The following is an 18,768-nucleotide window of genomic DNA, read 5'->3' as shown; positions in this document are numbered from 1 at the left end:
TTAGGCTTTAGGCTTTAGGCTTTAGGCTTTAGGCTTTAGGCTTTAGGCTTTAGGCTTTAGGCTTTAGGCTTTAGGCTTTAGGCTTTAGGCTTTAGGCTTTAGGCTTTAGGCTTTAGGCTTTAGGCTTTAGGCTTTAAGCTTTAGGCTTTAGGCTTTAGGCTTTAGGCTTTAGGCTTTAGGCTTTAGGGACGCAGCGCGTCCCCTTTTTCTCGATCTAACACCTAATCCCTAACCCCTAATCCTTAATCCCTAACACCTAATACCTACTCATGTTGCCTACCAAAGTCCTCCTAGTCGAAGATTCATCGATCGCACTTGAATTGCTGCAACGCCTGTTGAGAAGTAGTCCAGAAGTCGAAGTAGTCGGCACAGCGCGCAATGGTCGAGAAGCACTAGAACTGATTCCTCAAATCAATCCTAGTGTGATCTGTACCGACTTACACATGTCACCGATCGATGGCTTGGAGCTTACCAAACAAGTGATGGCAAGCTTTCCGCGACCGATTTTGGTGATTAGTAACTCCGTGCAGGAAGATGATACTAGAAATATCTTTGGACTGCTCCAAGCAGGTGCAGTCGATATTTTCCCCAAGCCTACTAGTGGCGACTATCAAGAGTACGAGCGGGTTAAGGATCGGCTCCTTGCCAAAATCAAAATGTTATCGCAGGTAACTGTCAAGCCTAGATCTCACAATTTAGAATTGCGATCGCCTGCTGTTGCTAGCAGTCACGATACTAGTAGTCTACAGGCGATCGCGATCGGGGCATCGACAGGTGGCCCCCAAGCGATTCACAAAATTATCACCTCCCTACCACCAGATCTTCCCGTCCCGATTATTTGCGCCCAACATATTGGGGATGGCTTTTTGACAGGGTTGATTAGTTGGCTCAAGGAAGACTCTCACCTCCATGTCAAAGTCGCCCAAATGGGTGAAACTCCCGCACCCAAAACCGTTTATTTTGCACCAGAACGGGCGCATCTAGAATTTGATGCTCAGGGTAAATTTATCTACAGCAACTTCACCGCTTCTACTGGTACTTGCCCGTCGATCGATGCGCTGTTTCGCTCTGTGGCGCGGATCTACGGTCGGTCTAGCGCGAGTATCCTCCTGACGGGGATGGGAACTGATGGCGTCGCTGGCACTGAGGCTGTGGCGGCTGCTGGAGGGCTGACGATCGCTCAAGATGAGCAAAGTTGTCTGGTCTTTGGGATGTCCAAACTCGCGATCGCGACAGGCACTATCGGGCATATTCTCAGCCTAGCGGAGATCGCACCTTTTTTGGCTGCCAAGATTGGGGCAACTTAATTAAAAAGTTGACAGTTGACAGCGAAGTTTTTAGGATGGGGATTTAGACCTACGATCCACATCAAAAAACCTGTTGAGATATCCTCTAGGCGGTTAAATTATCAATATCTAAATGATGGATAATCTCGATCGATTGGCTCAAAAGTGGCAGAATTGTTGGCGCGATCGCCCTGTCGATCGAGTGAAATTAGACCACACTTTACAGCTACTAGTTACTGCTTATACTCAGTCAGACCGATATTATCATAATCTCACTCATATTCATCAATTACTAACTACGCTCGATCGATTTAGCGATTTATTTCAAGATCCGTTAGCGGTATCTTTAGCGGCTTGGTTTCATGATTTTATTTACGCTCCTCAAGATACTGACAACGAAGCTCAAAGTGCCAAATTAGCTTCAAAGTTACTGACAGATATCGGTCTGTCGATCGCTACTTGCGATCGAGTCCACACCTTAATTATGGCAACACAAGGACATCAGATCGAGCCTCACGATCCCGATCTGTGTATTTTTTTAGATGCCGATTTAGCGATTCTCGGTGCAGATCCAGTCGGTTATCAAGTTTATCAGCGATCGATTCGCCGTGAATATAGTTGGGTTGCGGATGAGGCGTATCGAGTCGGACGCATTCGAGTTTTGGAAAGCTTTCTACAACGCGACAGGCTTTATGCTACGGATTTACTTTTTGGTGAGCTAGAATCGATCGCTCGTCTCAATATTCAGCAAGAAATAGCTTCATATAGCAGTCCTCTTTGATTTGTAAGAATACTGTAGGGTGTGTTATCCCGCAGGGTAACGCACCAGAACCAATGTGAATCATGAGATTTGCGCGATCGAGCTATTTTTTTAGGTGCGTTACGCTTCGCGATAACACACCCTACGATATTCTCAAACCTAAAACCTAATTCAATTGTTCGCCCAAATTATTACCATACAAACCCGATCGACGATAATGAGGTTCGATGCTAATCAGATCGTCGATATTGCGGTGGATGGTATCACAAATTGCATCGAGTGGGAGATCGTTGGGATCGGTACCAAAGGGATTTTCAATTTCTACGCCGATTGCTTCTATTCCAAATAGGGTGAAGCTAACTAAAGCTGTCGCTGGTGCCGTCCACCAGCTCAGTTCTTCGACAACTTGAAAAGGTAATAATAAGCAATAAATAAATAGTAACTGTCTGAGATGAATTGCATAAGCCAGTGGCATCGGTGTGCGGAGGATACGTTCGCAAGCACCAAGGGTATCGACCAAGCTATTTAAGATTGTTTGTAACTCATTCATTTGATACAAACTAATTTGTCCTTGCTCCTGTTTTGATTGCAGAAAATCACTAATCCAGAAGGCAATTTCTAAAGGGGGATTGCTCATGATTTGGAGCTTGGAAAATTGGAGCTGCGAAACAAGCTTTGCCACGCGATCGTCAACAGGCTGCGATCTCAAATGTAATTTAGTAGCAATAGCAAATGCTACTAATAATTTCACGGTTTGCTCTTTTTCATATAAATGAATCGGTTCGATTTCAGCAATAGCTACCCAAATCAGTCGAGATAAATTACGAGTATGATTAACGATGCTACCCCAGGCTTTGCGTCCTTCCCAAAATCTTTCATAGGCAGTATTTGTCCGAAATACTAACAATAAGCCCAAGACAATGCTGGGCACGATCCCACCCCAAGCTTTGGCAGCAACTGGTATTTTATAAAAAGATAAAATCGATATAAATAAGCCAAAAGCCCCACACCATAAAACTCGATTTAGAATAGTCGGGATGACCGAGCCGTCAATTTTTAAGGCAGCTTTAAACCAGTTTTTTCGATCTAAGTTCATAATTTCTTTAGTTGGGGCATAGTGACTGGCTGATGATTAAATTAGCTGTGGTTCTCATCGACTATGGTATTCACTATCATATCGCTCATTATCGCCATCTTTAGTTAACAACATTATCCAATCGGATCTGTCACAATTGGCTCAATTGAGTTTTTTGGTGTTTGCCATCGACAATGGCACTGACAGTCATATCACCCATCACATCGATCGCTGTGCGACAGCGATCGAGAAACCAGTCTACCGTAATCAGGATCGCAATGTACTCCGTCGGCAACCCCACCGAGGTAAATACCAGCGTCATCGTCACCAACCCAGCCTCTGGTAGCCCGCAGCACCCACAGATGCCACAATCGAAGTGAGCATCACCATCACCTGCTGCACTAGTGTCAGATTTTGCCCCAATACCTGAGAGATAAATAGTGCTGACATCGCCTCATAGAGAGCGGTACCGTCATTATTGAAGTTACTCCCCACCAATGCACCCAGCGAAGCGGAAGACTCCCGCAAACCCACCTTCTCAATCAATGCGGCAAAAGTAATCGGCATAGTTGCCGTCGAAGAAGCTGTCGAAAAAGCAGTAATTAAGGCATCCGAACCACCTTTGAGAAATTGCAGTGGTGATACCCAGGAGCCGAGCTTTACTCTCATCAGATAGTAAGCGGCTTGCAGCAAGAGAGCCACGATCGCAGCCACTACAAATGAGCCTAATGCTTTAAAAGGCTCGAATACTTGCAGAGCAATTGTTTTAGCAACAATCCCAAATACAGCCAGCGGTACTAGGGCAATTACCCAATGTAAAATCCCAATTACTGCATCAAATAAGATCCCAATTACCTGCTCGATCGGTCGATAGTCATCTTGTCCCCGATGCACTTGCTCGGTTTTAATTGCTCTGAGCACGATCCCAAATGCTAGAGCGACAAATATTAGTGAAATTACATTATTATCAACTAATGGTTTGATGACTGAATCAGGAATCATATCAGCCAGTAACCCCCAGGGATCGAGTTGTTTGGCAGCGGTATTAGTCGTCGAAGATGTTGCTAGGGATTGCCCACCATCACCAGGACGCAGCACATTAGCAACTCCTAACCCGATCGCGATTGCTACGAGTGTATTGGTAATTAACAGGATCGATAACTTCCGCCCCGAATTACTCGGAATCTCGGCTGTCAAAAATGTATGGAGAATAGCGAGAAAAATTAATGGAGTTGCGAGTGTCCGAAGAGCCTTGAGAATGAGCGTACTCGGCAATGCTAAATGCTCGATAACATCCTTGGGTAAGATGGGGGTTCCCGCCCCTAAAATCACACCAACTATTACTGCTACAATTAAAGCGGCAACAATCTGTAAATACAATGGAATTTTACTCATGATTTAGCTACCAATTTAAATTAGGGATGAGAAATTGTTGCGTGAAGGTCACGATCTCGCTGATATTTAACTAGATGAGCGCGTTAGAGCCAGCCGATTGTGTATTGTCTGGCAGTAATTAGCTGGTAGTTAGCGGCAATAATTAACAGAACTAAGTTTACCTATTATCTAGCTTGTGTTGTCGATCGCACAACTGTGACGATTTTAGTCGATCGATCCAGGCTCGGATCTATTCATTGAGACGGGACTGCTAAATTATGACTTATTGTTTGGGAATTATTTCGGCTCAAGGATTGGTAATGGCAGCGGATTCTCGAACCAATGCGGGAGTTGACTATATTTCTACCTATCGGAAAATGTTTGACTTTTCGGTACCAGGAGATCGGACGATTATCCTCTGTACTTCAGGGAATTTATCGATTACCCAATCCGTCATCCTTAGTTTGGAACAAGATTTGGCATCTTTGGATGTAGAGCATTTGCACTCGCATCGCAGTATGTATGATATTGCTTGTTATGTCGGGGAAAAGTTACGCCAGATCCAAGCGCGGGAACGGGACTGGCTGGAAAAAGATCGGATCGATGCTGGTTGTAATATCTTAGTTGGTGGGCAAGTACGCGGACAGGCGACGGAGTTGTACATGCTCTACCGTCAGGGCAATTTTATCAAAGCGATGCCCGAAACACCATTTCTCCAGATTGGCGAGATTAAATATGGTAGACCGATTTTAGATCGCACATTGACTTTTAGGACTAGCATCGAAGATGCAGCTAAATGTGCCCTGTTATCCTTTGATTCGACGATGAAATCCAACGTCTCTGTCGGCCCACCGATCGATCTGGTGATGTATCGGGCGGATAGTTTCGAGATCCGGCACCAGCTTACCTTTCATCGCGGCGATCCTTACCTATTGCAAGTGCGGAGTGAGTGGGAATCCTGCCTCAAAACTGCGTTCGAGCGGATGCCCTCGATCGATTGGGAGCGCAAAAACCCAGCAGCGGATCGGACGGAACCGTTAGGCTTTCTGGATCAGTAGTCGATAGCTCATCGCGGCTGCGACCATCCCGATCGTGCGTAATGTCCCCTCTACGGGGGTAGTATGGGCGGGGAAGGGGGAGGAAGCGATCGCAATGTGTCCGTCTGCGACAACTAGCCCATGAGTGGGATCGTAGCCCCGCCAGCCCGCTCCAGGGAGATAGATCTCTGCCCAAGCATGAAGGTGTCTGTCGTCAGTTTCGGCTCCAGCTTCATAGCCGCTGACAAATCGCCCCGCCAATCCGACGGCGCGACAGACTTCGATAAATAAAGTCGCCAAATCGCGGCAGGAGCCAGAGCGGTTTTTCCAGACGCTGCTGGGGGGGAGTGCGGCTCCAGTCTGGCGCAGGGAGTAAGTACAATTATGATAGATGCGCTGATTGAGTTGGGTGAGGAAGGCGAGGGTATTGCCATCGACAGTCGTCCAGATTTCGGCAGCGATTTCGGCGGCGATGGGGTCGATCGATCGCGCCAGATAGCCAGCTAGATATGGTTGCAATTGACTAGACATCGACAGCGGATAGTCCAGTGGGAGACTCGCCGCCCACGGTGCCAGGAGGTAGTTAAATGGATCGACAAGGTGGGTGGTGACAGTAGCTTGGATCTGGATTTGGAGCTGAGGAGTCGGATTGTTGTCAAACCAGGCGACGATCGAGTCATTGCCATCGAGATCGACAGCTTCGACTAGTTTCTGGGGGGTAGGCGAGATCGTCAGGGCAAATTTGGTTACTGATTGATGGAGATTGGAGCGCGGACGCAATCGGAGCTGATGCGGCGCAAAGGTGACGGGTTTATCGTAGGTGTAATCGATCGCATGTTCGATTTGGTAGACACTCATCGCCCACCGCCACTACGAACAACAGTCGTCAGAAAAGTATCATTAATCTCCTGGGAAACGCTATTGAGCCGACTTTGGGTTTCATCGAGAAACTGATGCAATCCCGATTGGATCACTTCTTCGATTGAGAGGAAATCTAATTCAGATCGCAATTTACCAAGTTGGTGTTCTGCTGGATTGCACCACACCTCCATCTGATTGCCACTAATCAACCGTAAGCATTTTTCCGCAGAGTACAAACAGTACTGGATCGATCTGGGAAACTGGCGATCGAAGATCAAAAAACGGGCGATATCTGAAGGACTAATCCGACGGTAAGTTTTGCGATACATTTCATAGGCACTGGTAGATTTCAAAAGGGCGATCCATTGCAATTCATCCAATGCCGAGCCGACACCATTGGGAAGGATGATAAAATATTTGACATCCAAAATTCGCGCGGTTTTATCTGCCCGTTCGAGCGATCGCCCAATCTGTCCAAAATGCCACGCTTCATTGTGAGACATCGTGGCGTCCATGACTCCGGCAAATTGGTGACTCGCCATCTTTACATCTGCAAAAAACGCTGGTAAATCTGGTTGAATCTCGGCTTCGGCGGCCTCTTTTACCATAAAGTAAAAGCTATTTACCTGTTCCCATGTCTCTGATGAAATAATCTCCCGCACCGATCGCGCATTGTTGCGTGCAGACTGAAGACAAGACAAAATCGAATTGGGATACTTCTCATCAAAAGTCAGAAACTGGATGACATTCTGTGCCGTAGCCGCTCCATAACGACTGCGAAAAATGTCTAAATCGCCAGTGGTAATCACGATCGGTTCCCACTGGCGATCGTCTACCACTACACTATCGAGCAATAAGTTGAGGTTGACATCGACAAATCGAGCGATATTTTCGGCGCGTTCGATATAGCGATTGAGCCAGTAAATAGAGTTAGCAACGCGACTTAGCATGGGGTAGAGGGTAGAGGGAGAGGGTAGAGAGTAGATGTAGGTTGGGTAGAGCGATAGCGAAACCCAACACTCACAGATATTTGGTTAGGATCGTTGGGTTTCATTCTTCAACCCAACCTACAGATTCACTCGCAATACTTGAATGTATAATATTTAAATTAATTTTTTATCGCTCTATGAAAGTCAGAGTTGCTACTCCTAACGATGTATCTTTAATTGCCTCCTTCATTCACAAGAAATCTGAATTCGATCGAGACATTGGTGCCTTCTCTGGTGTATTGTGTGTGTCTGAAGAAAAATTAAGTAAAACACTGTTTGGAACAATTCCGTTTGCGTATGTTTTGTTTGCAGAAGCAGTCGATATCGAAGTTGGCTTTGCACTCTATGAATTCAGATATTCGTCATTTGTCTGTCAGCCAAGTATCTGGCTTGATGATTTATATGTAGATGTAGAAATGAGAAGTAACGGAGCTGGTGCTATGTTAATGGATCGCCTAGCCACAATCGCCAAGTAAAATGACTGTAGCCATCTGGCGTGGAATGCTGATGCTCGAAATATACGTGGAATCAGTTTTTATCATCGTTTAGGGGCAGAGATTACCGAGCGACATGGCGATCGATGTTTTTGGAAGTGGATACCGTAGCTAGTTAAGATCGTTGGATTGAAGAATTAAGCCCAAATTACAGATACTCGATCTACACATTGTATCGCTCACAACTAAAATCTAGATATCACTCGACTTTTTTATCCAAATGAGTCGATCGATAGTTCGAGATCGGGGAATGTTGGCGATCGAATTAGTTCACTCTTTCTAAATTGATGGAGATCGTATTCACCATCAACTAAGTAATAAATCGAAATAGTCGGCTGCTTTGGATAACCGATAAAGTTTCGTCCACCCAATCCTAAATAATCAACAATCCAATATTCCTGAATACCCAGTGCTTGATAAGCGATTTGTTTGACTGCATAATCATCCTGCCAATTAGTTGACACTACTTCAATTGCCAGTTTTACCGAACTACCTTGCATGATAATTGATTCAGTTTCCCACCGGGATTCTTGAGCGAGTAAATCTCGATCCAAGACGATGACATCTGGTTTATATCCAGATTTACCATCGATCGATTTGACGATCGATTCTCGCGGAATCAGATATGGTAAATCCAGTCTGGTAGTTTCTAAATATAATTTACCAGAAATCAATCCAGCTATTTCTGAATGTTTGCCGCGCGGCTTGGGCATCTCCAGAATTTCTCCATCTCTGAGTTCATAGCGGAATGCAGATCGCTCCGGTAACCAGATAATAAAATCATCAAAGCTAATTGTTTTAGACTCTGTTAATAGCATTTTTATCTTCTTGTTTGCTAATCTGCTGATGACGAGCTTATCGGTATGCGTCGCCTCTCACTTTCTGACTCTATTTTACTACCCAGGTATCTTTGGTACCACCGCCTTGGGAAGAGTTGACAACTAATGAATCTTTCTTTAAAGCAACTCGTGTCAAGCCACCAGGATTGATATAGATATCCTTACCATTGAGAATATAGGGACGTAAATCGACATGTCTCCCATCAATTCCATCTGGAAGTAACGTCGGTACTCGCGATAGATTTAGAGTTGGTTGAGCGATATAGTTGCGGGGATTGGCGATGATTTTGGTGGCAAATTCGCTGCGTTCTTCAGGGGTGGAGCGGGTACCGATTAGCATCCCGTAGCCGCCGGATTCGCCTGCGGCTTTGACGACTAGTTTATCGAGATTTTCGAGGACATATTGACGCTGGGTATCGTCCCAACATTCATAGGTAGGCACATTGGGGATGAGTTGCTCTTCGCCGAGATAGTATTTGACGATCGCGGGTAGATAAGCATAGACTACTTTATCATCGGCGACACCTGTACCTGGAGCATTGGCGATCGCGACGCGCCCAGCGCGATACACATCCATCAATCCTGGCACTCCCAGGGTAGAATCAGCCCGAAATGTCAGCGGATCGATAAAGTCATCATCGATCCGGCGATAGACGACATCGACTTGCTGCAATCCTTTGGTAGTCCGCATTTGGAGGAAACCATTCTCGATCGTCAGATCCCGCGCCTCCACCAATTGCACGCCCATTTGCTGTGCCAAAAAGGAGTGCTCGAAGTAGGCTGAATTATAGATCCCTGGAGTCAGTACCACTACCGTCGGGTCGAGGATCGCTGCTGGAGCCAGATACATCAATGTTTCCAGCAATCGACTCGCGTAGTCTTCGACTGGGAGGATCTGCATCTTCTCAAAGAGTCGCGGAAATGTAGACTTCATCACTCGCCGATTTTCGAGGACATAGGAAACGCCAGACGGACAGCGGAGATTGTCTTCGAGTACATACCAGCTCCCATCGCGATCGCGGATCAGATCGGTACCAGTGATATGACACCAGATCCCCTGTGGTGGTGTTAGTCCCATACATGGCTTGAGAAATCCACTCGCCGACTCAATCAGTTGCTGTGGAATAATGCCATCAGCGACGATCTTTTGCGCGCCATAAATATCGCTCAAAAATAGATTGAGGGCATGGGTACGCTGCTTTAAACCCTGTTCCAACTGCGTCCATTCGCGTTCGCCAATCGTGCGGGGAATGATATCAAATGGGAGAATTTTTTCAGTACCGCGATCGTCACTATAGACGTTGAAAGTCACGCCCATTCTCAACAAAGTACTTTGGGCCAACTGTTGGTGCTGCTGTAACTCTGCCAAAGAGAGGCTGCTAATTTTCTCAATTAGGGTAGCGGCGATCGCTCGCGGCTTACCATCAGGCAAAAACAATTCATCGTAGAATTCACCAGGTTGATAACTGTCTAGTTCCATATCATCAGATGAGCAAATTCTACTGCTATTTTTTATACGATGAACTTTTTCGAGCCGAATAACTGTATATTGCTATACCATCTAGCGCGATCGAATTGACCGATATTACAGCTTAAACCGTGTGCGAGAGAGCGATCGACCTTACTTGTTATCTTCACACCCAAGAATAGACGATCCACTATTCACCAGATATTTAATTGAACCTTGAGAAGGGAGTACAATCGAAAAACTAGTCCAATAACCAATTGAAAATTTCTGCCACTGTTAGCTGCAACTCATTGGCAAATGCTGGAACTGAGACTTGCTGCTGTGGTAAGTCAAAAACTAATGTCTGCTGCTGGGGCTGAGAAACAAAGATAGTTTTCTCATCAGGATCGATTAACCAACCCATCTCCGTACCGTTATTTAGGCAATGTAGAATATTCTTGGTGACTTTAGTTTGACTCTGTTCCGGTGATAAGATTTCGATCGTCCAATCAGGTGCAGATTGAAATATATTGGCAATTTCCCCATTTTCATCGCGGGCAATTCTCGCCCAAGTGAAGACAGCAATATCTGGGATTGTCGATCTGTCACCAAAGCTACAGCGCAATTCTGAAAATGCTCTGGCGATTTGCTTCGCTCTCAAGTTGGCATTGATAATTGTAGACATCTCTGTCTGAATACAGCTGTGCTTTCCTTGTGGCATGGGTTTTTGAACGATCCGCCCATCGATATACTCACTAGCAGGTTCCGTTGCTGGCAACTTCAGAAACTCGCCCAACGTTAACAGTTTTGAAGGAGTTTGTACCATGTCAGGCTGTTGCTCGATCTACAAGTTCTATGATAATCCATCCGATCGAGATGATAAGATTCAAGACTGAATAGATCCTACACTTCCCATGAGCATCCCCGTCGAACCCGCAACTTGGTCGCTGCTACTCCAACAACTACTCGATCGCCAATCTCTGAGTCAACAACAAGCCACGATGTTGATGCAGGGCTGGTTGCGCGGTGAGATTCCCCCTGTCCTGTCTGGGGCGATTTTAGCCGCGATCGAAGCCAAGCAGATTACTGCTCCCGAACTAGCTGGGATGGCGCAAGTATTGCAATCTCCCGCGATCGCGTATTCCGCTCCAGTCATCGATACTTGTGGCACTGGGGGTGATGGGGCAGCGACTTTCAATATTTCCACCGCAGTGGCGTTTGTTGCCGCAGCAGCAGGGCTAAAAGTAGCCAAACACGGGAGTAGATCGGCATCGAGTCGCGTCGGTTCTGCGGACGTATTGGAGGCTCTGGGCGTACATTTGACGGCTCCAGCCGATCGGGTGACGGCGGCTTTAGATACGGTGGGGATTACTTTTCTGTTTGCCGCTGGTTGGCATCCGGCGATGAAGGCGGTGGTACCCTTGCGGCAAGAATTGAAGATTCGGACAGTATTCAATCTGATCGGCCCCCTTGTCAATCCCCTGCGTCCGACGGGACAAATTATTGGTGTATTTTCATCCCATTTACTCGAAACGATCGCCGCCGCCGCTGGGATCTTGGGTACTGGGCAAGCGATCGTTTTACATGGGCGCGAACGTCTTGATGAGGCAGGCTTGGGCGATCTGACCGATTTGGCAATTCTCACCAATGGGCAGGTAAAACTCACGAGTATCGATCCGATCGCCCTGGGACTCAAACCTGCACCGATTGGTGCTCTCAAAGGTGGTGATGTCACTGAAAACGCCGCGATTCTGACCGCGATTTTGCAGGGAAAGGGAACTGAGGCACAGCAAGATGTGGTGGCACTCAATACCGCACTGGCTCTGCAAGTAGGTGGTGTAGTACCGCTGGGCGAACATCAGCGGGCGATCGCGATCGCCCAAACAGTATTACGCAGTGGTGTGGCTTGGGATAAGTTACGAGCATTGGTCGAGTTTTTGGGCACAAATAACTAAACGCATTTACGCTATGGTTAAGCCCAGCTCGGTTACTCAATATTGACCTCAGTTGCTACAGATACTCAAAGTGGTTGTCTTGTCGCACTTCTCAGCGGCGGAAACCTCCGCAGGGTGGTTTCAATCATCGGTATTCGATCGAGTAGCAACTTGGACTAAATATTAGTCAGATTGGAGCTGTTTGGGTACCCCCAGATGGTAGTCACAATTAGCAGCGAAATTATGCCAAGCTGTGGGTAGCTCCCGCTCTCCACGAGGTACTTGCCTGTGAACTTTGAATCTGTAGACGCGATCGCCACCGCCGATTTATCAGAACTAGCGGTAACCGAGATCGCGCCCAATCTGGCATCAGTCAAACCACAATCTCGCCAGTTGGTGGGGACTAAAGACGAAGTGCGGACTAGTCTGCAAGCTTCAACCATCGATGGCGTATTTGCGGCTGTCTTCTCAAACATCACAGGTGGCGTCCTGCTGACAAATTTTTTGCTAGAACTCGGTGCTAGTTCCACCGAAATTGGTTTATTAGCATCCATTCCCATGCTGGCAAATCTGATGCAACCGATGGGGGCTTATTTTTCTGAGCAGACGACGAGCCGACACAATTATTGTCTGTGGGTGTATGGGATCTCGCGATCGCTATGGGTAGTTTTGGCGATCGCGATTTTTCAGGTGGGGAGGAGCCATGATGCGCCAGAGTTCTTGATTGTCTGTGCTTTAGGAGTGACAACAGGTAGCTACTTTCTGGGTGCGTTGGGTAGTGCGCCGTGGTTGAGCTGGCTGGCGGTATTGGTACCCCGTCCGCTCCGAGGACGGTACTTTGGGCAGCGCAATAGTGCGGCAAATCTGACTAATCTGATTTCGGTACCCCTGATGGGATTGGCGATCTCGCAATGGCGGGGTGGTGAGATCGAGGGTTATGGTGTGGTACTGATGCTGGGGATTGGTGCGGGCATAGTCAGCTTGTGGTTTCAGAATTTCATGGTGGATATCAATCCCCAGACGGGACAACGCTGTGAGAGTCCACCAACGATGTCAAAGTCTCTTCCTCAGACTGCCCAGTCGATCGATTTTTGGCAAGATCCCAACTTTCTCAAATTCCTACTTTACTTCACACTATGGACATTTTCAGTCAATCTCAGTGCGCCATTTTTCAATGTCTATCTGCTCGATGAATTAAATCTCAATATCAGTCAGGTGAGTATCTACAATAGCTTATCTGCTGGTGCAAATCTGTTGCTGTTGCTGTATTGGGGTCGGTTGGCCGATCGGATTGGCAATCGGGCGATCCTGCTGGGCGTAGGCATCATTTTTGCAGTGTTCCCGATCTTGTGGCTGGTAACTGGCAATAATTCAGGATCGATCTGGATCTGGCTACCATTGCTCCATGTCATTGCGGGGGGCACATCTGCGGCGATCGATCTATGTTCCAACAATCTCCAATTGGAGCTGGCACCCAGTCAGCATCAGTCTACTTATTTTGGGATGGCTGCGGCGTGCGCTGGGGTCAGTGGGGCGGTGGGTACTGTGATGGGGGGTTTTTGGATTGAGTTCGGATCTGGTGGTTTGCTGGGGTTATTTGCTTTGTCTGGGGTGTTGCGGTTGGTGGCGTTGTTGCCGCTGATTTTGGTGCGGGAGAAATAGACAACCCGCGATCCACCATTCACTGTCTTGATTCGCTGTCTTGACCCAAACACATGCGGAGGGAAGCTCCGCGTGATTTGGGTCGCTAAACCCTCGGGGAACCCTACGTATCGCGAATCGCCATTCACTCACTACCCTAGATATCTACTTCGACACAGGTACCCAAGTATTTAATCAACGATCGATCGCGTGGAGTCAGAGATGATTTGCAATAAATCCACATTAGTATAAGGTTTGGCGAGGAAGTATTGGCACCCAAGGCGTTTTGCCCGAGCGACAGATTCTGCCGAACTGAGTCCACTCATGGCTACTACAGGTAAATTGGGGTTGAGCTGGTGGAGGGCGGTGACGGTGGTGAGTCCGTCCATGACTGGCATCATCATATCGATCAGGACACTAGCGATCTCACGATGCTGGTTGTAGGTCGCGATCGCTTCGGCACCATTATTGGCAGTTAGGACTCGATAATTGTATGTCTCTAGAGTGGTTTTAATTAACTCGGAAATGGCGAGTTCATCATCTACCACCAAAATGAGCTGTTGCTGACCGGAAGGTAGTTCTGGCTCGTGCTGATGGGGCCGATCTGGAGCATCGCTGGCGGGTAAATAAATCTGAAATTGGGTACCCTCGCCTACTTGACTTTGGACATCCAAAAAGCCACCATGACTCTTGATAATGCCGATTACGGCTGATAAACCTAATCCCGTTCCTGCGCCAACCTCTTTGGTAGTAAAGAATGGATCGAAAATCCGATCGAGCAGTTGGGGCGCAATTCCCGTTCCGGTATCGGTAACAGTAATCTCGACGTAATTTCCCACTTTAGCAGTGAGATGAGTGCGGACAAAGGTGTCGTCGATCGAGCGATTTGTCGCTTGGATCTTGAGAGTACCACCTTGGGGCATGGCGTCGCGGGCATTGATACACAGATTCATCAGTACCTGATGGAGTTGAGTCATATCGCCCGATACTGTCGCTAGATCGGCAGCAATATCTCGCTCGATCTCGATCGATTTGGGTAGGGTTTGCTCGACGATTTTTTGAATATCGAGGAGGAGATGAGCGGGTTGGATGGAGACGTGTTTGCCTTCGATGCCTTGGGCAAAGGAGAGAATTTGTTTGATGAGATCCGCACCTCTGCGGGCACTAGATTCGAGGATTGTCAGCAGATTTTGGGTGCGATCGTCGAGATCTGTCAATCGCAGTGGCAATAGTTGCGCGACTGATAAAATCGGTGTGAGGACGTTATTTAAGTCATGGGCGATCCCACTTGCTAGGGTGCCGAGACTTTCTAGGCGTTGCGCTCTAAAGAACTGCGCTTCGAGTTGTTTTTTTTCGGTAATATCCATGTGGATGCCGATGGTGCGCGTCGGATGACCATCTCGATCGAGAAAGATACTACTTTTGACAGCGATCCAGTGAATATTTCGATCCAGATCGGCGATTCTAAATTCTAAATCTAATCCCTGTTGGAGTTGTAGTGGTTCTCGATCCGGTATGTTACTAGCATCGAGGGAATTATTTGGCGAACCATCGCCAAAGGCGATGGTTCGCCATCGATTTAATTCTGCGCGGATCTTCAGGCGATCTTCAGGATGAATAGTTGCTAGCCAGTTGGCATTGGTGTTGCCAAAACTCCCTGGTGCTACCCCATAGAGGGTTTCCAATTCGATCGACCAAGTGACGCTATCTGTTTGAACATCCCATTCAAATGTACCGAGTTTACCCGCCTGTTGGGCTAGTTCCAAGCGGTTTTGGATATTTTCGCGCGCCTCGATTTCCTGACTGAGTGATTCATTAATCGCTTCGACGGCGGCGGTGCGTTCTTCTACCCGCAATTCGAGGGTTTCATTGATGTCGCGGAGGGCTTCGGCTGAGGCTTTGCGCTCGATCGCATAGCGGATCGAGCGTACCAATACATCGATCGTCACTTGCCGTTTGACTAAATAATCCTGAGCACCATGTCGCACTGCTTCTAGGGCTAATTCATCATCATTGGTATTGGTTAACACCACGATCGGTAAACTAGGAGCATGGTGGATCAGTGCGTCTAGAGATTCCAACCCATCACTATCCGGCAGTGTCAAATCGAGGAGCGCGATATCAAATCGAGTGTAATTAAGCCCGATAATTGCTTCCCCCAACCGCTGGAAATGAACTAAACCGAACTCAGTCGCCCAAGCATCTCGAAGAATTTCTTTAAATAATCGCGCTTCAGCTAAATTATCCTCAATTAGCAACACTTGAATATTCGGGTATTCAAGTGTTGCACCTTTAGGCACAAATGTTGTTGGCGTAGCTTTTTCCGCAGAAATTCTTGGTGAATTACCAGGCATTTATTTATCCTTTATGTATGGTTTGGGTCGATTTATTTCCCCTTATCCAGGTGAAGGATCGAGCTTCCCTCCCCTTTATGTGCGATCTGTAAGTCTGTTTATTTAGTCGATGCGGAGATCTACCCGTAGGGTGGGGTGGGTCGATCTCCGCCGCGATTCCAGTAGACTTGTATATTTCGATCGCGACTATGCAGCTTTGTGGATCGTAGCGTCCGACTTGGCGGCAACAACGACTAATTAGAGCGCATTCTTAAACGGGATTGTAAATGAAAAAGTAGCTCCTTGTCCGAGTGCTGAATCTACCCAAATTTTACCATGATGGCACTCGACAATTTTTTTGCACAGGGTCAACCCGATGCCTGTGCCTGGGTATTCATCGCGGGTATGTAAACGTTGGAAAATCACAAAGATCCGATCGAAGAACTTGGGATCGATGCCAATCCCATCAGCGCGAACGGCAAATAACCAATCGTTTTCCCGTTGGAGAGCGGAAACATGCACTTGGGGGACTGTATCCGGTTGGCTAAATTTAATTGCATTTCCAATCAGGTTTTGGAAGAGCTGGCTCAACTGCGTACTGTCAGCTACAATCGTCGGCATCGGGTCGGATGTGACGATCGCCCCCATTTGGTTGATTTGTCCGCGTAAGTGGCTCAGACCGCGATTTAAGGCGATACCGACATCGGTTGGTTCCCATTTAATCCCCTGTCGATCTAATTTGGAATAAACGAGTACATCATCAATGAGGGTCTGCATCAAGTTGACGCCCTCGACTGCCAAGCCGATGAACTCTTTGGCATCTCGATCGAGTTCCTTGCTGTAGCGAGTTTCTAGGAGTTGGACATAACTAGCTACCTGATGCAGGGGTTCTTGGAGATCGTGAGAGGCGACATAGGCAAACTTTTTGAGTTCGTCGTTCGAGCGGACTAAATCGGTGGCGAGGAGAGCCAATTCTTCAGCTTTACGCAGGACGATCTTGACAATTGCGCTACGCAGTTCTACCGCTGATTCAATTTCGACAGTTTTCCAGAGCAGAGAATGCAGCCGGACTGTTTCTTTCCACAATTGGAAAGATTTGCGGGGATACAAAGACAGATCGCCAGCAGTTTCGACTACTTGGAATGGATGATGCGGATCGCCGCCCCAATTCACCGCGCGCAGGACTTCAGGACGGAAGCACAAGATATAACTCTGCGGCGATAGGGAAATCGCCAGCAATCCACTGGCAACATCTTTGCACCGCTCGGCGTCAGGATCGAGTGAGGAGAGCGAGTCAGTCGAGAATACTTCATCTTGGACATTGGTACTCAACCATTTCACCAAATAATCGAGTTGCGTGGAGGAAGGAGTTTGTCCGATTGTCGTCCATTCGCCGCCAAAATAGACGGCTGCGCCCTCAGCATTAAATAGATCTAATAAATTTGGCTCGTAGCCCATTAAACCATCAATAAAACTAGCAGCTTGGGACATGCGATCGACTGCGACCGAGCGATCGTGTGCTAATTTCGATCGATAGCTGGAGTCTACGATATTTTCGATCGTCGAAATCTCGGCAAAAATCACCTGTCCCAGCAATTCGCAAGCTTTCCGCAATTCATAAGATACTGGCTTGGGTGTCTGATGATGACAAGCAATAATCCCCCACAGGTAGCCATCTTTGATGAGCGAAATCGTCAAAGATGCTTTCACACCCATATTGTGCAGGTACTCGGTATGACAGGGTACCGCACTGCGGAGATTTGCCAGCGTCAGATCTGTCGGTACACCCGTCAGCGGATGTTTAGCTGGCAGCATTTCCACCGACTGTTCGCGAGTATCGGGAATCACCCTGATCTGGTTGGCGAGAAACATCTGCCGCGCTGGGAGGGGAATATCTGACTCGGGGAAATGTAAGCCCAAGTAAGATTCCATCTGGTCAACTTTCGCCTCTGCGAGGACTTCGCCATGTCCATCATCATCGAACTTGTAGAGCAGCACGCGATCGAATCCCGTCATCTCCCGCACTTGTGCCACCACACTTCGCCCAAAGGCGGTTAAATTGGCAGTCAATCGATCGTTGGTATAGTCTCGCCCCTGAAGAATCGATGTTTTTGCTAAATGATAAAAACTCAGAAAGGGAATATGCTCGTCTTTCTGGGTTGGTTCCAATTCTAGAATGAGCGCGCCGTCGGGACTGCGATGGAACACAGCATCAAATATACTGTAATTATCTGTAGACTTCAGTACCCATACCTTACTGTAATTGCTGCGATCGAAGTTTTTGTCTTGTAAATCCACTCGAAATTTCTCGACCTGAAAAGCATCTAAGATCTGCTCCAGTGGCTGTCCGAGCATCCGATTTGGGGCGATCCCAAATATTGCCACCGTATTATCGCTCACTTGCAAAACAGTTAAATCCGGCTCTTGCAAGACTAGCAACACACCGTGAGATTGAACCTTTGTCAATGTATTAATTGACGGTTGTTTTAAGTTGGTGAGATGAGAACCTAGTGTCCCAGAATTAGTGCCGATCATGATTAAATCAATCGTTCTAGCCCTAATAACCTGAGTTCGATGAGGCTAGCCTCATCATCAAATCAATTACCTGACTGTGTTTGAGCCAATCACTACCAATCCTCAAAAACTAAGTGTTTCATAAATTATTATCAATAAGCTCTGCTTGTTGATAATTAGCGGT

General features: G+C 47.2%; 13 protein-coding genes and 2 pseudogenes. 6 read left to right on the top strand and 9 right to left on the bottom strand.

Annotation, left to right across the window (positions count from 1 at the left end; translation table 11 throughout):
- Positions 1-269 precede the first annotated feature (269 nt).
- Positions 270-1,307, top strand: a complete 1,038-nt coding sequence (locus ACEW9I_RS19995; RefSeq protein ID WP_373542087.1) for a chemotaxis protein CheB — start codon at positions 270-272, stop codon at positions 1,305-1,307.
- Positions 1,308-1,419: 112 nt separating this feature from the next.
- A complete protein-coding gene (locus ACEW9I_RS19990) occupies positions 1,420-2,067 on the top strand; it encodes a hypothetical protein (protein ID WP_373542086.1) in 648 nt (215 codons plus the stop codon).
- A 145-nt stretch (positions 2,068-2,212) separates the two neighbouring features.
- Here the strand turns inward: ACEW9I_RS19990 and ACEW9I_RS19985 are convergent, their stop codons facing one another.
- Together ACEW9I_RS19985 and ACEW9I_RS19980 are read right to left on the bottom strand one after the other, a co-directional pair.
- Entirely contained in the window at positions 2,213-3,142 is a 930-nt protein-coding gene (locus ACEW9I_RS19985; RefSeq protein WP_373542085.1) for a bestrophin family protein, read from the bottom strand.
- Positions 3,143-3,272: 130 nt separating this feature from the next.
- Positions 3,273-4,516 (bottom strand): annotated as a pseudogene (locus ACEW9I_RS19980) (dicarboxylate/amino acid:cation symporter).
- A gap of 257 nt (positions 4,517-4,773) precedes the next feature.
- Here ACEW9I_RS19980 and ACEW9I_RS19975 point away from each other — a divergent pair.
- Entirely contained in the window at positions 4,774-5,553 is a 780-nt protein-coding gene (locus ACEW9I_RS19975; protein WP_373542084.1) for a peptidase, read from the top strand.
- Here the strand turns inward: ACEW9I_RS19975 and ACEW9I_RS19970 are convergent.
- Together ACEW9I_RS19970 and ACEW9I_RS19965 are read right to left on the bottom strand one after the other, a co-directional pair.
- A complete protein-coding gene (locus ACEW9I_RS19970) occupies positions 5,533-6,390 on the bottom strand; it encodes a transglutaminase N-terminal domain-containing protein (protein WP_373542083.1) in 858 nt (285 codons plus the stop codon). The two genes, ACEW9I_RS19975 and ACEW9I_RS19970, sit on opposite strands and share 21 nt — an antisense overlap.
- Complete coding sequence (locus ACEW9I_RS19965) at positions 6,387-7,343, bottom strand: alpha-E domain-containing protein (RefSeq protein ID WP_373542082.1); 957 nt, start codon at positions 7,341-7,343, stop codon at positions 6,387-6,389. The genes ACEW9I_RS19970 and ACEW9I_RS19965 overlap by 4 nt, the downstream gene beginning before the upstream one ends.
- A 176-nt stretch (positions 7,344-7,519) precedes the next feature.
- On the opposite strand from ACEW9I_RS19965, the pseudogene ACEW9I_RS19960 reads away from it, so the two are divergent.
- Positions 7,520-7,987 (top strand): annotated as a pseudogene (locus tag ACEW9I_RS19960) (N-acetyltransferase family protein).
- A gap of 101 nt (positions 7,988-8,088) precedes the next feature.
- Here ACEW9I_RS19960 and ACEW9I_RS19955 read toward each other — a convergent pair.
- The 3 genes from ACEW9I_RS19955 to ACEW9I_RS19945 all read right to left on the bottom strand — a co-directional run bounded on the left by ACEW9I_RS19955 (position 8,089) and on the right by ACEW9I_RS19945 (position 10,988).
- Positions 8,089-8,694: a Uma2 family endonuclease gene (locus ACEW9I_RS19955; protein WP_373542081.1), complete on the bottom strand. Its 606-nt coding sequence runs from the start codon at positions 8,692-8,694 to the stop codon at positions 8,089-8,091.
- Between the two features lie 70 nt (positions 8,695-8,764).
- On the bottom strand, positions 8,765-10,195 hold the full coding sequence (locus tag ACEW9I_RS19950) for a circularly permuted type 2 ATP-grasp protein (RefSeq protein WP_373542080.1): 1,431 nt from the start codon (positions 10,193-10,195) through the stop codon (positions 8,765-8,767).
- 229 nt (positions 10,196-10,424) lie between these two features.
- Entirely contained in the window at positions 10,425-10,988 is a 564-nt protein-coding gene (locus ACEW9I_RS19945) for a Uma2 family endonuclease (RefSeq protein ID WP_373542079.1), read from the bottom strand.
- Between the two features lie 88 nt (positions 10,989-11,076).
- Between ACEW9I_RS19945 and trpD the strand changes: the two genes are divergently transcribed.
- The gene (gene trpD, locus ACEW9I_RS19940) at positions 11,077-12,117 is read left to right on the top strand and encodes an anthranilate phosphoribosyltransferase (protein ID WP_373542078.1); all 1,041 of its coding nucleotides are present in this window, start codon (positions 11,077-11,079) and stop codon (positions 12,115-12,117) included.
- Positions 12,118-12,384: 267 nt separating this feature from the next.
- Complete coding sequence (locus tag ACEW9I_RS19935) at positions 12,385-13,758, top strand: MFS transporter (RefSeq protein ID WP_373542077.1); 1,374 nt, start codon at positions 12,385-12,387, stop codon at positions 13,756-13,758.
- Between the two features lie 170 nt (positions 13,759-13,928).
- On the opposite strand, the gene ACEW9I_RS19930 is transcribed toward ACEW9I_RS19935, so the two are convergent.
- Positions 13,929-16,091, bottom strand: coding sequence for a response regulator (locus tag ACEW9I_RS19930; RefSeq protein ID WP_373542076.1), 2,163 nt, complete (start codon positions 16,089-16,091; stop codon positions 13,929-13,931).
- A 237-nt stretch (positions 16,092-16,328) separates the two neighbouring features.
- Positions 16,329-18,605: an ATP-binding protein gene (locus tag ACEW9I_RS19925; protein ID WP_373542075.1), complete on the bottom strand. Its 2,277-nt coding sequence runs from the start codon at positions 18,603-18,605 to the stop codon at positions 16,329-16,331.
- Positions 18,606-18,768 lie beyond the last annotated feature (163 nt).

Source organism: Chamaesiphon sp., from assembly GCF_041738855.1.
Lineage (GTDB): Bacteria > Cyanobacteriota > Cyanobacteriia > Cyanobacteriales > Chamaesiphonaceae > Chamaesiphon.
Note: the sequence above shows the minus strand (reverse complement) of the source record. Positions and strands in the feature narration are given on the sequence as shown.